The sequence below is a fragment of the Fusicatenibacter saccharivorans genome (genome assembly GCF_015557635.1).
Classification (GTDB): Bacteria; Bacillota; Clostridia; order Lachnospirales; family Lachnospiraceae; genus Fusicatenibacter; species Fusicatenibacter saccharivorans.
In genome coordinates this window covers 56,208-70,679 of sequence record NZ_JADNOP010000004.1, presented here as the reverse complement: position 1 = coordinate 70,679, position 14,472 = coordinate 56,208, and the positions used below count along the sequence as shown (strand labels likewise).

Annotated in this window: 15 protein-coding genes; 3 read left to right on the top strand and 12 right to left on the bottom strand. The window is 47.4% G+C overall.

What is annotated here, in order from left to right; translation table 11 throughout:
* Window positions 1-244 precede the first annotated feature (244 nt).
* Window positions 245-943 carry a 5'-methylthioadenosine/adenosylhomocysteine nucleosidase gene (locus tag I2G42_RS04665; protein ID WP_022461363.1) on the bottom strand — a complete coding sequence of 233 codons (699 nt, stop codon included), beginning with the start codon at window positions 941-943 and terminating at the stop codon, window positions 245-247.
* A gap of 304 nt (window positions 944-1,247) precedes the next feature.
* Between I2G42_RS04665 and I2G42_RS04660 the strand changes: the two genes are divergently transcribed.
* The gene (locus I2G42_RS04660) at window positions 1,248-1,490 is read left to right on the top strand and encodes a TIGR03905 family TSCPD domain-containing protein (RefSeq protein WP_022461364.1); all 243 of its coding nucleotides are present in this window, start codon (window positions 1,248-1,250) and stop codon (window positions 1,488-1,490) included.
* A 184-nt stretch (window positions 1,491-1,674) separates the two neighbouring features.
* On the opposite strand, the gene I2G42_RS04655 is transcribed toward I2G42_RS04660, so the two are convergent.
* The 3 genes from I2G42_RS04655 to I2G42_RS04645 form a co-directional block, all read right to left on the bottom strand.
* Entirely contained in the window at window positions 1,675-3,297 is a 1,623-nt protein-coding gene (locus I2G42_RS04655) for an MBL fold metallo-hydrolase RNA specificity domain-containing protein (protein ID WP_055219142.1), read from the bottom strand.
* Between the two features lie 652 nt (window positions 3,298-3,949).
* On the bottom strand, window positions 3,950-4,447 hold the full coding sequence (locus I2G42_RS04650; RefSeq protein WP_118601520.1) for a DUF6147 family protein: 498 nt from the start codon (window positions 4,445-4,447) through the stop codon (window positions 3,950-3,952).
* Between the two features lie 58 nt (window positions 4,448-4,505).
* Window positions 4,506-5,438, bottom strand: a complete 933-nt coding sequence (locus tag I2G42_RS04645) for a DUF4367 domain-containing protein (RefSeq protein WP_195530791.1) — start codon at window positions 5,436-5,438, stop codon at window positions 4,506-4,508.
* Window positions 5,439-5,548: 110 nt separating this feature from the next.
* Between I2G42_RS04645 and I2G42_RS04640 the strand changes: the two genes are divergently transcribed.
* Window positions 5,549-6,616, top strand: a complete 1,068-nt coding sequence (locus I2G42_RS04640) for an undecaprenyldiphospho-muramoylpentapeptide beta-N-acetylglucosaminyltransferase (RefSeq protein WP_055219136.1) — start codon at window positions 5,549-5,551, stop codon at window positions 6,614-6,616.
* 3 nt (window positions 6,617-6,619) lie between these two features.
* On the opposite strand, the gene I2G42_RS04635 is transcribed toward I2G42_RS04640, so the two are convergent.
* A complete protein-coding gene (locus I2G42_RS04635; protein WP_158568377.1) occupies window positions 6,620-7,144 on the bottom strand; it encodes an RNA polymerase sigma factor in 525 nt (174 codons plus the stop codon).
* Window positions 7,145-7,203: 59 nt separating this feature from the next.
* Complete coding sequence (locus I2G42_RS04630; protein WP_172680766.1) at window positions 7,204-7,620, bottom strand: HIT family protein; 417 nt, start codon at window positions 7,618-7,620, stop codon at window positions 7,204-7,206.
* A gap of 203 nt (window positions 7,621-7,823) precedes the next feature.
* Here I2G42_RS04630 and I2G42_RS04625 point away from each other — a divergent pair, with 203 nt between their 5' ends.
* Window positions 7,824-8,507, top strand: coding sequence for a two-component system sensor histidine kinase NtrB (locus I2G42_RS04625; protein WP_195530790.1), 684 nt, complete (start codon window positions 7,824-7,826; stop codon window positions 8,505-8,507).
* On the opposite strand, the gene I2G42_RS04620 is transcribed toward I2G42_RS04625, so the two are convergent.
* From I2G42_RS04620 to I2G42_RS04595, 6 genes are all read right to left on the bottom strand, one after another.
* Complete coding sequence (locus tag I2G42_RS04620; protein ID WP_243277145.1) at window positions 8,482-9,156, bottom strand: rhomboid family intramembrane serine protease; 675 nt, start codon at window positions 9,154-9,156, stop codon at window positions 8,482-8,484. The two genes, I2G42_RS04625 and I2G42_RS04620, sit on opposite strands and share 26 nt — an antisense overlap.
* 307 nt (window positions 9,157-9,463) lie before the next feature.
* On the bottom strand, window positions 9,464-10,957 hold the full coding sequence (locus tag I2G42_RS04615) for a DUF6382 domain-containing protein (RefSeq protein WP_195530789.1): 1,494 nt from the start codon (window positions 10,955-10,957) through the stop codon (window positions 9,464-9,466).
* Window positions 10,958-10,973: 16 nt separating this feature from the next.
* Window positions 10,974-11,399 carry a TadE/TadG family type IV pilus assembly protein gene (locus I2G42_RS04610; RefSeq protein ID WP_330611276.1) on the bottom strand — a complete coding sequence of 142 codons (426 nt, stop codon included), beginning with the start codon at window positions 11,397-11,399 and terminating at the stop codon, window positions 10,974-10,976.
* Window positions 11,400-11,401: 2 nt separating this feature from the next.
* On the bottom strand, window positions 11,402-11,833 hold the full coding sequence (locus tag I2G42_RS04605; RefSeq protein WP_022461943.1) for a prepilin peptidase: 432 nt from the start codon (window positions 11,831-11,833) through the stop codon (window positions 11,402-11,404).
* Between the two features lie 100 nt (window positions 11,834-11,933).
* Entirely contained in the window at window positions 11,934-12,671 is a 738-nt protein-coding gene (locus I2G42_RS04600) for a hypothetical protein (RefSeq protein ID WP_195530787.1), read from the bottom strand.
* A gap of 166 nt (window positions 12,672-12,837) precedes the next feature.
* Complete coding sequence (locus I2G42_RS04595) at window positions 12,838-14,370, bottom strand: DUF5702 domain-containing protein (RefSeq protein ID WP_195530786.1); 1,533 nt, start codon at window positions 14,368-14,370, stop codon at window positions 12,838-12,840.
* Window positions 14,371-14,472: the final 102 nt, after the last annotated feature.

Below are 14,472 nucleotides of genomic sequence, written 5' to 3'. Positions count from 1 at the left end.
ACAGCAAGTGTTTTACTGCTGAGCAATCCGTAGTGAGCATCTTCTTGTTCCGATGTGCCACAGTATAGCACTGCCGGAAAAATTTGGAAACAAAAAACGTTCGTCAAATTCTTTGTGATTCTGTGCTTTTTCGCGTGAATTTTTATTTTTCGTTCCTTCAGGGGACTGCTTTCGTGCCGGTTCGCGTGGTTTCGCTGGTTTTCGCCTGCCCGTTTGTCGATTTTTTCTTCTTGCTTTTTTTAGATTACAGGCGTTTTACCATTTCCTGCAGCAGGTTGACACAGTGGCGGGCTGCCTCGCTCTCAAAGGTCGGGTAGTCCATTGTTGCGCTGTCGTCTGCTTTGTCGGAGATGGCGCGGAGTACGACGTATGGAATCTTGTTCAGATAAGCGCCCTGCGCAATCGCAGCGCCCTCCATCTCGGCGCAGGAACCGTTGAATTCCTCGATCAGATGGTTTTTCACTTCTTTGCTGGAAATAAACTGGTCACCGCTGACCACGCGTCCGCGGAATACCTGGATTTCCGGATTGACTTCCTTGCAGACTTCCTCTGCCACCTCTGCGAGGTGCTCGTCTGCCGGGAAGCTCAAAACGCCCATCTGCGGAATCTCGCCGAGCGGGTATCCGAAGATGCGCACATCCATGTCGTGCTGAACAGCATCGGTCGAGATGACGATATCGCCGATGTTAATTTCATTCCGCAGGGAGCCTGCAATTCCGGTGTTGATGACACAGTCCACGCCGTAATCATCTACAAGAATCTGGGTGCAGATACCGGCATTTACTTTACCGATTCCGCTGCGCACAACAACCACTTCTTTTCCGTTCAGGTAACCGTGGTTGAACTCCATGGATGCTTTCGTGCGAATTGTAACATCCGTCATCATTTCCTTTAAGCTTGCAACTTCAACTTCCATTGCACCGATAATTCCGATTAACTTCATGTTTATGATATCCTCCAATAACTTTACATGTACTCTCCGATTCTTTCTGTTCTTGCTTTTATGAAATCATTTTTGTCAGCGGTCAGCTGCTAAAGTAAGAACGGAAAACTCCGGGAGTCCATTTTCTTTTCCTTCTGGTTTCTTTGTAATTCCTGTTACAGTATACAATAAATTTTGGATCTGTGGTATCTTTTTTCTTTGCTGTTTTCGTAATCTATGGTATAATAGCAGGAACCGAAGAATTATCGTGGCTGAAGTTCACGATAATGTTCTAATTTTTTATTCACAAAGGAGGATCTTATCGATGGAATATACAACAAAAGGTACCTGTTCCAGAAAAATTCTGTTTGAGGTAGAAGACGGTAAAGTACACAACGTACAGTTCGTAGGCGGATGCAACGGAAACACACAGGGTGTTGCAAGACTCGTTGAGGGCATGGACGTAAACGAAGCCATCTCCCGCATGAAAGGCATCGACTGCAACGGACGCGGAACATCATGTCCAGACCAGCTTGCAAAAGCACTGGAACAGGCTATCCAGAAATAACTTTTTTTACGCTTGCTCTTTTTTATTATAATACCTCCCCGGGGAATGCTCACCCCGGGGAGTTTGTAATTTATCCACTTCTGTTTTTTCTTTTCTGATGCAGCACAGCTTCCCTGCCGCCTGCTTTCTTCCGGTTTTTCTTCTATATTAATAGCACAGTCTTTCTTCCAGCCACCGGACTGCTTTATCTGTCCCATTTGTCGCAGAGACTGTTGATCTGATCGGCAAATTTCGAAAGGTCTTTGTTAGCACCACCTTTGTTTCTTGTAATGACGGTGAGCAGCCGCTGACCAGCCGCAACGAGACGATCGAAGACGGCATTTCCGCTGCTTCTCGTGCGCAGTGTTCCTGCGTTTGCCGTTGTTTCCTTCTGGATCGGAATGCCAACGGTTTTTTCGATGAATTCATTTTCTTTCAGGTCAAATACCGTGCCGGAGAACGGAGCCATCGCCGGGTAGCGGAATTCGTCCCACAGTTTTTCTGCAAAAATTTCCGTCACTTTATCTTCGCCGTGCGTTACGAAAACGCGGTCCGGTTTTGCCCGCAGACTGCCCGCCCATTTGAGCAGTCCTTCCTGATCTGCGTGGCCGCTCATGCCCGGGAACTGGATGATGTGCGCGTTCACATGAACCTCTTCCTGGAACAGTTTCACCTCCTTCGCGCCTCCGATCAGCGCCCGTCCCAGTGTACCGACGGCCTGATAGCCGACGAAGAGAACCGTACTCTCCTGCCTCCAGAGGTTGTGCTTCAGATGATGCTTGATTCGTCCTGCATCGCACATGCCGCTCGCGGATATGATGACCTTCGGGGTTTCGTTGAAGTTGATGGCTTTCGACTCATCGGATGTAATCGAGAGCTTTAAGCCCGGAAACAGAATCGGATTAATGCCCTGCGCAAGGAGCGCAGCAGCATCGGAATCGTAGCACTCTTTCTGGTGATCGCGGAAAATATTGGTTGCCTCAACGGCAAGCGGACTGTCCACGTAAACCGGGAATTCGCCGTGACCGTGAACCAGATGTTCTGCCTTAATTTCACGAATAAAGTACAGCATCTCCTGCGTTCTGCCGACAGCAAACGACGGGATCACGAGGTTGCCGCCGCGATCGAGCGTTTCCTGAATGATTTTTGCCAGTTCCGGCACGTAATCCGGTTTCGGTCCGTGGCTACGGTCGCCGTAGGTGGATTCCATAATCACGTAATCGGCGCTCTCCGGGTACTCCGGGTCGTTGATCAGCGGCTGATGGATATTTCCGATATCGCCGGAGAAGAGCAGTTTTTTCGTCACACCGTCCTCTGTCAGCCACAGCTCAATGGATGCGGAGCCGAGCAGATGACCGGCATCGAGAAAACGGATCTGAATGCCGTCCGATAGTGTCACACGCTGATGATACGGAATGCCCTCCAGCAGACGGATCACGCCGAGGGCGTCCTCCATTGTGTATGGTGTGACGTAATCTTCTTTTCCCGCCCGGCGGTTCTTACGGTTCCGCCACTCGGCCTCGGCGAGCTGAATGTGTGCGCTGTCGCGGAGCATGATGTCCGAAAGCGCTACCGTCGCCGGAGTCATATAGATTGGGCCGCGGAAGCCGTGCGCATACAGCAGCGGCAGATTTCCGGTATGGTCGATGTGCGCGTGCGTGATCAATACAAAATCAAGCTGGGATGCCGGGACCGGAATCGGCTTGTTTTCATAAATATTCGGTCCCTGCTCCATACCGCAGTCCACTAAAAACTTCTTTCCGGCAGCCTCCAGATAATAACAACTGCCCGTCACTTCATGTGTTGCTCCAAGAAATGTAAGACGCATAAGATGCCTCCTGTTCTCCCGTTTTGTTCGGGGACAAAATGTTGTCACTGCGGGTCAAAACACGCGTTATACGTTTGGCCCGTTATCGCGGCAGTCGTCAAGTTCTCATGCCAGCATGGTCTTTGACGCGTTGTCCGCGAAAATAATCTGAAATTCCTTTTGTATTTTATGCTTATTCTCTCTTTTTTGATTATTATAGCATAATATCTGGCAGATTCCAACGGAATTTTAAGGCAGATTGCACAACAATCTTAATATTTTTGTTCAATTATGGGCATCGGCCGCCGGAAGTGCATAGAAAAGAGGCACCGGTATTCCTGCAGTAATACCGATGCCTCACTTATCGGGGCCAGCCGATGTTCCGTATGATCACTCACACGCTGAACATAGTAACACATGATGACTCAGATCTGTGTTGTGGTTGGAAAAAGGAATTTCGACGCGTTGAAAATCCTGAAAGATCTGCGTTTTCGTCTTAATATATTCATTGTTATAAGGTTTCTATAGGGGACTGGCCCCGAAATTTTTAAGGGGTGAGGGAGTGTAAACTGGGTCGGGTTAGAAATTGTTTCCGGTCGTTTACGCTATCTCTCTTGTGCTTATATTCATAATATTTTTTGCTCGTTTTAATTTGAATATTCGTAACTTTCAGTTAGCCAATGTAGATTCCATTTGTTGAACTTCCACCATTCTCAAGTACTCCATTCTTTGTACATGAATGATATCCTCTTAAGCGATAATAGTACCCTTTTTCTACTTTTACCTGTGTACTCATATACAAAGAATTCGTATTATACGATACTTTGTCCCATTTTTGATAACTATAAAAGTTCCCATCCCCACTAGACCGTTCCAAATACACATTCAACTTCACCGTATTACAGCTAACGTTGCATTCCGTTCCTCCGGTTATTCCAACATACCCGTTTCCATTATTAGTAATTCTCACAAATCCTTGGTGCAGATATGTACTTCTCGCTACACTCTGGTAGTCTCCAAAAGCTTCTAGATCATTTGTCAATTCAGATCCATCAATAATACTGCCTAAATAATCCAACGCATCTGCATGCACATCAACTGTATTCAAAGACATCGCTACAATGAGCATCGCACAAAAGAGTAAGTTTTTTAAATTTATAACCTTTTTCATACTTCCTCTTTCCCCTCGTCTTCACCTACATATTATATACGTGCATTTCATAAAATAATTACACATTATACTGCATTTCATTTATAATTTTCACCAATTCCTCCTTTTCTATCTGTCCGCTTAATTGATAATAGGCATCTTTATATTTCCATAATGCATAATAATTTTCTTCTCCATTCTCTGCTAAAGTTCCCATTTCAATTTCTATCACATCATCAAGTGTTTCTACTTGAACCTTTTCTTTGTCTTTCCAATTGCCTTGTGACAAATCTTTTTCATTTGCTGCCAAATGAAAATAGATAGAATGTTCTCCATATTGATATTGGATCACCGCCATTTCCGTTTCTTCAAATATCATAAATTGACTATATTTCATTCCATCTGGTACATAATAAAATTCCGGCACCTCAATATGGATTTTTTCTACGATCTCTGTTTTTGCTTGTTCAAAATTTGTTTCTGATCCGTCCCGATTTTCACCATTATCTGTCCACGTCACGTCACCCGTATTCCGAACCCCACTAATCGTCTCCACCAACCGAATCCGATTCGCCTCGCTCGTCATACTCGCCCCAAAAACGCACGCTCCCACAACCAACACAACACCAGCTGCCTTTGCCGTCCGTACCCAGTGTTTTGTTGTTTTCGCTCTCTTCGCAATCTTCTTCTGTCTCTCCGCCTGCTTTTCGCGTTCTGCCTTTCTCTCCACGATCTGGCGGCGGATCTCCAGTGTTTTTTCTGTCGGGTTGCCTTCCGCGTCCGCGAGTCCTTCCTTCTGGAGTCGCTGCTGGAAGCGCTCGTACATTGCGTTCAGTTCTTCCTCTGAAAGTGCAGGCGCAGCCTCCGGCTCCTGTTCTGTTGCTGTGTTTCCTTCCTCTGCCTTTACAACTGCCGATTCCCCTTCCACCGTTTTCGAATCCGCAGCCATTTTTTCTTCCATCGTCTGCTCCAGTTTCTTTTTCAGCTGTTCTTCTTTTTCTATCTTTTTCATCTTCTTCCGTTCCTCGGCATTTTCCATGTTGTAACCGCTCTTGACTTTTTTTCTTCTTGAGGGGATAATAAAAGCCAAATGATATTATCAAATTCCAGGGAGGAATTCTCATGAAGCATATTGTTCTGACAGGCGGAGGTACCGCCGGCCATGTTACCCCGAATATTGCCCTGATTCCAAAATTAAAGGAAGCAGGTTATAAAATCTCTTATATCGGTTCCTACGACGGTATGGAGCGCAAGCTGATCGAAGATCTCGGCATTCCGTATTACGGAATTTCATCCGGAAAGCTGCGCCGCTACTTCGATCCGAAAAACTTTTCCGATCCATTCCGCGTCGTAAAAGGCTACTTTGAAGCAAAAAAACTGCTCAAAAAGCTGAAACCAAACGTTGTCTTCTCCAAAGGCGGCTTCGTTTCGGTACCGGTTGTCCTTGCCGCCAAAGCATGTAAAGTCCCGGCGCTCATCCATGAATCGGATATGACGCCTGGCCTGGCAAATAAGCTGTGTATTCCGTCCGCTGCAAAGGTCTGCTGTAATTTCCCGGAAACCGTTAAATGTCTCCCGGAAAACAAAGCCGTTCTGACCGGAACGCCAATCCGCCAGGAACTGCTGTCCGGCGATGCACGGGAAGGCCTGAAGTTCTGCGGATTCAATGCCGCAAAACCGGTTATTCTCGTCATCGGAGGAAGCCTCGGTTCCGTCGCTGTCAATCATGCGGTCCGTTCTATTTTACCAGAACTTCTGAAAGATTTCCAGGTGATTCATCTCTGCGGTAAAGATAAACTGGATGCATCCTTAAATGGTACCGAAGGTTACGTTCAGTTCGAGTACATCAAAGATGAGCTCCCGGATCTCTTCGCCGCAGCAGATCTGATCATCTCCCGCGCCGGCGCAAATGCGATCTGCGAAATCAGTGCTCTGGCAAAACCAAACATTCTGATTCCGCTTTCTGCCAATGCCAGCCGCGGAGACCAGATTTTAAATGCGCGTTCCTTTGAGCGTCAGGGTTACAGTAAAGTTCTGGAAGAAGAATCCGTGAATGCGCAGACCCTTCAGTCCGCAATCCGTGAGGTTTACGAAAACCGTCAGACCTACATCAATGCGATGAAGAAGAGCAGCCACACCGATTCCATCGGCCGCATCCTTTCCCTGATCCAGGAATGCGAACGCAAATAGTAACTACAGAAATCCCCTTTCTCTGGCTTTGTCAGCAAAGTGCTGGCAAAGCCATTTTTTCGTCCGGGTCATTTTCACCCGCAGATTTCCGATGGTGATACCCATTTCGGATGCTACTTCCTTTTCCGAACGCTCATGCACCTTGATTTCACGCGTAATATAATAACCCGATTCATCATGATCTTTCAGTGCATCCATCACTTCCTGAAAAAAATGATTTCTCTCCTGCTTTTCTTCCTCTGCAAGCGTCGGAAGTTCCATCTCTTCCGCCCGAAGATCCTCATCCAGTTCATTCCAGTCAAAACGTTGTGTTTTTCTTTGATAATCAATTCCCAGATTCTTTGCAGCGACACGGACCCAGCCTTCTACTCTGTCTTCATCCAGCGCATCAATATTCAGGTACAGTTTCACCATCGTTTCCTGTGCGATATCATCCGCATCGGCTTCATTGTGCACCACCTGCATTGCGGCTGAATAGGCTGTCATTACATACTTTTTATATATTTCTGAAAAGTTATTTTTGTCCATTGTTCTCCGCCCCTGTTCGTCTGTCATTGATTCTTTTTCTGGCTGCTGCCAGCCTTTTCTCAGGCCTTCAGCTCTGCCGTCACGCTCTCAATGATCTGCTCTTTTACCGCATCCTCGAGAGTTCCCTGCTTCCATGCAGCAATACCGGCATTGTCACCTTCATATCTTGGAATCAGATGCATATGGAAGTGGAATACCGTCTGTCCTGCTGCCTCACCATTGTTCTGTACCAGATTGAAGCCATCAGAATGAAGCGCTTTCGTCATGGCCGTCGCCATTTTTTTGCCGAGAATCATTGCTTTCGCTGCGGTTTCATCCGGAATTTCATAAATGTTTGCAAAATGCTGTTTTGGAAGAATCAGCGCATGTCCTTTCGTTGCCGGTCCCTGATCCAGAATGACACGAAACTCATCGTCCTCATATAGTGTTGCGGTTGGAATTTCTCCGTTTGCTAATTTACAAAAAATACAATCCATGATCTTTTTCTCCTTTACTTTTTTTAATTTTTTTGTTGTTCTGAATCCCGTTTCGCACGGTTCCGGACAACTCTATTTTCTCACTATTTGTCGAAAAATGTCAAATAATGCAGAACGCTTTTTGTTGCGCGCTCCCCCTTTTCAATGCTAAACTTTTGCCTAATCAAAAATCATTACCTACGCATCATAAGGAGGATACGGCTATGTCAAAAGAACCAACAACCAATTCACAGGGCTTATCGGAAGAATGTCACGCTATGATTTCCCGGATTTCACATGAGGTTCGAAATCCTGTTGCGATTATCCACAGCTTTCATCAGCTTCTTCTTTTAGCGCATCCGGAGCTTTCCAACGATCTCTATTTTCAGAAAATTCAGGAAAATATGGCTTTTCTGAACTCCCTGCTCGATGAGCTCTCCTGCTATAATCATTCATATCGGGCGGTACGCGCTTACGTGAATCCTTATCTTCTGCTCCAGAATCTCTGTGCCGATACCGGCGTTCTCCTCGAAAAACAACAGGTTTCCATTGAACTTGTCAAGGAATCTGCCATTCCGCGCTTTGCCCTTGATACCACGCAATTTCGTCAGCTTTTTCTGAACCTGATCCGAAATGCGGCGGAAGCAATGCCTTCCGGCGGAACGATCAAAATCTCTCTCTGTTTCGACGGTGACTTTCTGACCATCCGTGTGCAGGACACTGGCTGCGGAATCCCCGCCGAGGATCTGCCGACTCTCTTTGACCTTTTTGTCACACATAAGAAAAACGGAACCGGCCTTGGACTTGCCATCTGCAAGGAAATTGTAACCGCACACGACGGCACGATTTCCGTTTCTTCCGTTCCCGGGGAAGGAAGCACCTTTACGGTTGTTTTCCCCTTTTCCTGATCCTTGCCATTCCCGGATAGAGAACCGCCATCAGGACTGCACCTGCCAGAAAACCGCCGATGTGTGCGAAGTTGTCCACATTTGAAGACTGGAATCCGACCAGCAGCGAAAGGACAGCCATGACGGCCATCCGCCGGAAGGTGAGATCCTCCAGCCTTCCTTTCCGAAATGCCAGAAAAACAAGCATCGCTCCGACTGCAGAAAAAATCGCTCCCGAAGCGCCGGCGGAAACTGCCGGTGCTTCCCCTGTTTTCATCAGGGACAGTTCATGCAGATACGAGCACAGATTTCCGACGAGTCCGCCGCCCAGATAGATGACCAGATAACGGATCTTTCCAGCTGCGCGTTCCAGGTAATCCCCAAGGAACAAAAGAAGCAGCATGTTGTTGATCAGATGCTGGATGCCAAAGTGAAGAAACATACTCGTAAACAGGCGATAGTATTCTCCGCTCTCAATCAGCGGCGCATACGCCGCACCGCAGTCCATCATATGTCTGGAGCTCTCTGTCCCTCCGGTCAGTGTGACTGCAAGGAATACCAGAATATTGCATACGACGATGACCAGATTGATGCTGTTTTTTGATCTCTTCCACATACGGTCCACGATATCTTCGTTCGGATCGTAACTGTTTTTCCTTTGTTCTTCCATTACATCATTTCCTTATCTGTGCTATTTTTTTATTATAATTTAATTCACTTGTAAATGCAAGAAATCGTCAAATTTTTTTCTTTTTTGATAAACGTTTTTCGACAATTATTGACGCTTCACGACGGCTTTCGACGTTTTATGACATTATTTTTTACATTATTTCTTTTTTTAATTTTATGCATAATTTTCTTTTCTGTAATATTTTTGTTTCATTCGCATAACTTTTTTCTTTGATCATTCTGCCATATTAAAAATAACGCATCCAGCGCTTTCTCCAAATCGAAAAAGTGTAATGCGTCATTTTTCTCTAATTTCTGTTTTTCTCTCCCGCCTTATACCGGTATTTCTTCCCGGCAAATGAGATATCGTCTCCATCCTCCAGCTTCTTTTTTGTCTCGCCCATCAATGGAACGCCATTCACCGTTGTTCCGTTCCGCGAATTCAGATCCAGCAGATAATCTCCCTCTTCTGTACTGACCAGCTTTGCGTGAAGGCGGCTTACCGTACGGTATGGCAGAATTACATCTGCCGCCGCTGACAGTTTTCCAATCAATGTGCTTCCGCGTTCAATCGGAATCAGCGGAAGATCAATCGGATCTATCGGAATCAGATATGCCCTTCCCTCATCCTCCGGGCTGGTCAGCAGTTCCGTTTTTCCAAACAGATCCTCTTCATGCCCCTCCAATTCCATCAGGCTGTGCATCTTTCTGTTTTCCTGTTCTTCATTCTTTTCCCATGTTTTCTCTTTTTCGACTGAGGAATCCCTTCTCCATCCCTGCTGTTCTGTATCGCTTTTCGGATTCCATGTTCCATCTTTCTGTTTTAAGCCCTTCCGATTCTGATATTCCGAAAATACATCTCCTGTTTCTCCTTGTTTCCGGATTCCTGCGGCCTTCCCATAGCTTCCTGTTTCTGTTCCCGACTGCCGCTTTTTCCATCGGCTGACAAGTTCCAATACCAGACTTACAATTCCCACAACAGCCGCCGCTCCTCCCAGCACCAGATACCAAACAGTTTCGGCCTGTGTCCACCGCAGTGCCAGCACACCTCCCAGAAATCCGATGCAGATCACTGCTTCCACAATATTTTTCCAGCGTCCCTCATCCTTTTCTTCCTCCGCTTCCACAAAAAAATTTTCCGCCGCTTCCGCTTCTTGTTCTCCCCAAAGTGTTTCCTCCATCTGTACAGGCGGATTTTCTTCCCTAGGACGCTCTTTTCCCTCCTGCTCCGTCGTTTCTTTCTTCTCTTTCCCTGTCTGATATAAGAGTGCCTGAATCATCTCAACCGAAAAGATCTCCGCCGAAATCTCCCGATACAGTCCATACCCGAGTACTACCGCATCCTGCTCCTGGTGATCCAGCTTCGGCAGCAGATATTCCATCAGCTCCCGGATCTGCTTCTGAAAACAGCCTGTGTGTCCCTGCTTTCCCGGCAGATAACAGAAGGAAAAGTTCTCCAGATTTGCATCTGCAAAAACCAGCTCCGGCTGCAGAACGAGGCCGTCCGGTGCAAGCAGGTACTGCCCCAGTTCTTCGAGAAGATCCAGCAGCTGTTCAAATAGTTTCCGCAGCGCCTCCGCCCCAATCGAGCGCTGTTCAAACACACTCTGAAGCGACTGCCTTGATGTCACCTCATAGTAAAACAGTGTTTTATCATCCATTTTCCCGATTTTGCAGTCCAAAAGCCCTGGGATTGCGTTTGTCAGCAGCATACGGATCTGATACGACGCCGTGTCCGGCTCTTTTTCCTCCTGTAAAATAACATACGTATGGTTCAAATCTCTTTTATAATCAATCTGCATTTCTCCGCTTCCGTCCTTACTTCTGGTTCCAGATCTGTTTTACTGCCCGTATCTTCCGGATCGTTTTCACCGGATTGTTTCTCCTGCTTTCACTCAAAACCGAATATTCCCACGCGTTCCGGCTCCAGATTGGCAGAATGTTTCCTTCTGCTTTTATCTGAATCTCTTTTTCTCTGCATTCCGTCTGTACAGTCACCGATTCAGCCGGAAGCGGTATCTGGGAAATCCACCATTCCATCCGGCTTTGGGCGGCTGCCTCTCCTTTTTCCACAGACAGGCGGCCTTCACTGGCGGCAAGCATTGTGCTTTCATATGCCGCAAATGTATACCAGCTCCGTGCGTGCACAAAAAATGTCAGCGACAGCAGAAGAAAAATCACCATCAGAACAAGCGGCACGACCAGAACTGCCTCTACCGTAATACTTGCTTTTCTCATTTTCACTTTCAAAGCATTCCGCACCTCCCCACAAATCCAAGCAGCAGAAACGGCACCAGCGGTATAGAATCCTGTTTCCGTATTTTCTTCCGCATCAGAAGAACTCCGCAGAGTACCGAACAGAGAATGAGTCCCAGCGTCAGAACGCCGAACGTCTGCCCAAATCCCAGCCAGATTCCAACCGTCAGAAGCAGAAGGCCGTCCCCGTATCCCACCTGTTCCCGTGATATATAACTGAGCGTCAGAAATCCCGCTCCCGGCAGCAGGGACAGCAGCCATTCCAGCCACGATGTCTGTTCCACCAGAATCTGCCATCCAATGCCTGCAAGGAATAAAACACCGGTCAGGACAAGGCTGATCTGCCGTTTCCTCACATCCATTCCGGCAAGAATCCCCAGATACAGCAATATAATTGCACTCTTTACTTCTTCCTGATACACAGCCGCGGCCTCCTTTCCGCAAACCCGAGTTTCTGTTTACCGTCCTTCTTTCCGGTCTCACCCGGAAAGAAGACACCTGCTCTGCTCATATCCGGCTTTCTTACGCCGCCTTTTTCGCGCATTTCGAGCACTGCGGCAGTCCATCCGTCTGTTCCAGTGCTACAAGTTTTACTTTACGTTTCAGCCCTTTGCAGGAAAGACTGTTATGATACCGGTTTCCGTATTTCGTATAGTAAACTTCCGCACCCGCAGCGCCATTTCCCACGCACTGTTCGCATTCCTTATATTTTTCTCCATCCTGATTCCGTTTCCACGCAAGCGCACCCGGTGAGGAAACCTGGATCGAAAGATTGATATGACTGCACGACGAATCGGTATGATACACACTGCCGTTCTCAGTCACCCACACCATCTGTTTTGCTTCGCCCTCTTCTTCATCCGCCTCCTCTTCTGTCTTTCCGCAGAACAGATGCACTTTCGCACACGCTGCAATTCCCCGGTTCCGCACCGGAATGAGGCGGTTTCTCATTTTCGGCCAGTAAATCGCTTTCAGTTCCAGCCATCCATTTTTCACACGGCTTCCTGCCAGTGTCACCATTCCATTTTCGCGGATTTCTTTTGGAATCTTTGCTTCTGCATAAGCAATGCACGCGGCCGTTTCCGGTATTTCATACGTTTCTTTTCCTGTCTCATCCACCGCGTAGGCACAGACGGAAAGATACCGCGCGGACTCCTGCAGAGATACCGTCAGCATTCCATGCAGCCGGTAAAGATCCACGATTTTTAATAACACAAGAACCGCGATCAGAAAAACAGGAAGTGCCAGTGAAGCTTCCACCGTCAGGCTTGCCCTGTTCCATTTTCGTTTTACAAAAGGCTGCTCTCCTGATCCGGATTTATAAAAATTCCCGGAAGAGTGGATAAGTTTTTTGATAAGGTTCCAGAAATAAATGTGCCGTTCAGAAGAACACCCTTTTGTATCCCTGCCGGAGTCATCCCATTTTTCAGGCTGCTCCCTGCATCTCATATCCATAATTTCTCGTAATCTCATACTCTCGTTTCCCAATTACCGCCGTAAAACCGGCTTCCAGTTCATCGACACAGCAATCCAGTCGGAAACCCAGCTGCTGCTGTTCTGTCCGCATATTGTATTCCACCAGATCCATCGCTCCAAACGTTACCGCTTTTCCCGATTTCTGCATCAAAAGCAGCCGCAGATAATCGGAATACTCCATGCCGCCCGGTGCATTTTTTCTGCTCTGATCCCCTGTTTCCAGCAGTTTCGGAAGCTGTTCCAGAGAAAGCTGCCACGATTCTGCCGTTTTGAACAGTGCTACTTTTCCACCATCCAGCATTTCCCGCAGATCCAGAATGCTTTCTGCAAATGCCCAGCACACGGCAAGTGCCATTTTCACAACCGGCATCGCCGCCGGAACTCCAAACGACGCGGCAATTACCCCCGCCATTGCTTCCATCTCGCCCTGCTTCTGCGCATCTTTCGCCAGATACACCAGATTTGCCGCCTCCCGCAGCGCCAGCAGACGGTTCACGGTTCCCGCCAGATTATCCTGGTCACTGTTTTTTCCGCAGAGCACATATTCCACCTGGCACTGCAGCCCTTCCTTCTTCTCCTTGCTGGTATAGCACGGAAATTTCCACAGAATATATTCGGACGAAAGCATCTTATCCACAAAGCTCAGTTCTTTTCCACACTCTGCCATGCCAAACCCGCTCTGCAGCTCCCGTTTTGATGCAAGAAACGATACATCCGTTTCCCCCTGTGACAGTGCCTGCCCTTCCGGGAGGACCAGTCCTAAAATTCCCATTTTCATTACTTTTTGAATGACCTCAATCGGATTCACAAAATCTTCCGGTACCGGCTGCTTCTGATCCGGTTCCGAAGGCGTGCCGTTTCCAGATTCTCCTTCACCTTTTGTTTTTTCTGTTCCCTCTTCTGGCTGTTTGGATTCTTCATACTGTTTTAAAACCTCCTCTTCCTCGTAACCGCTCTGTCCGTCCTCCTGACGTTTCACGGTTTCCTGTTCTCCTCTTAATTTCTGGGAAAGCTGCTGTATTCCATAAGTTCCAAGGCTGGCTTTCATTGCCTCACAGATCTGACGGGAGAAAGCACTTCCCTCCTCGTCTGTCGCAAGACGATAGCCGCCGAGATAAACTTCTGTAACCTGTCCGCCAGATAAACTGCCTGATAGAATTCCCATCCCCGATGCAGTGGGGGACAGAACTTCTCCCGCAGTTTCTGCGACTTTTCTGCTCATGGTTTCAGGTTTCCAGACACCGCTCTTATCCCCGCCGTTATAAAAAAACAGCTCGTACTGTCCCAGCAGTGTTCTGTCATACCCGGCAAACAGAGAATACAGTCCCTGTTCCATTGCGCAGGCCGTCATCACCCGTGCATGGGCATTTCGCACCGACGCAATTGTCCCGGAAATCAGGGAAAGCATCAGTATCAGAACGAGACACAAATATGCTGTTATGCTTCCGGCTGCCCATCTTTTCTGTCTTTCTGTTTCCCTCATGGGATACAGCTCCTTCCACTTTACTTTTACTTTTTCGAACTTTAGATGCCGTGGATCGGATAAAGGATATACCGAGACACAGATATGCAAATGACATATAGG

What these genes read in the sequence shown, in the direction of transcription:
- I2G42_RS04655 (WP_055219142.1), bottom strand. Translation starts at nt 3,297, where the DNA reads ATGCGTCTTACATTTCTTGGAGCAACACATGAAGTGACGGGCAGTTGT.
- I2G42_RS04615 (WP_195530789.1), bottom strand. Translation starts at nt 10,957, where the DNA reads ATGCAGATTGATTATAAAAGAGATTTGAACCATACGTATGTTATTTTA.
- I2G42_RS04620 (WP_243277145.1), bottom strand. Translation starts at nt 9,156, where the DNA reads ATGGAAGAACAAAGGAAAAACAGTTACGATCCGAACGAAGATATCGTG.
- I2G42_RS04635 (WP_158568377.1), bottom strand. Translation starts at nt 7,144, where the DNA reads ATGGACAAAAATAACTTTTCAGAAATATATAAAAAGTATGTAATGACA.
- I2G42_RS04665 (WP_022461363.1), bottom strand. Translation starts at nt 943, where the DNA reads ATGAAGTTAATCGGAATTATCGGTGCAATGGAAGTTGAAGTTGCAAGC.
- I2G42_RS04645 (WP_195530791.1), bottom strand. Translation starts at nt 5,438, where the DNA reads ATGAAAAAGATAGAAAAAGAAGAACAGCTGAAAAAGAAACTGGAGCAG.
- I2G42_RS04595 (WP_195530786.1), bottom strand. Translation starts at nt 14,370, where the DNA reads ATGAGGGAAACAGAAAGACAGAAAAGATGGGCAGCCGGAAGCATAACA.
- I2G42_RS04650 (WP_118601520.1), bottom strand. Translation starts at nt 4,447, where the DNA reads ATGAAAAAGGTTATAAATTTAAAAAACTTACTCTTTTGTGCGATGCTC.
- I2G42_RS04640 (WP_055219136.1), top strand. Translation starts at nt 5,549, where the DNA reads ATGAAGCATATTGTTCTGACAGGCGGAGGTACCGCCGGCCATGTTACC.
- I2G42_RS04660 (WP_022461364.1), top strand. Translation starts at nt 1,248, where the DNA reads ATGGAATATACAACAAAAGGTACCTGTTCCAGAAAAATTCTGTTTGAG.
- I2G42_RS04625 (WP_195530790.1), top strand. Translation starts at nt 7,824, where the DNA reads ATGTCAAAAGAACCAACAACCAATTCACAGGGCTTATCGGAAGAATGT.
- I2G42_RS04630 (WP_172680766.1), bottom strand. Translation starts at nt 7,620, where the DNA reads ATGGATTGTATTTTTTGTAAATTAGCAAACGGAGAAATTCCAACCGCA.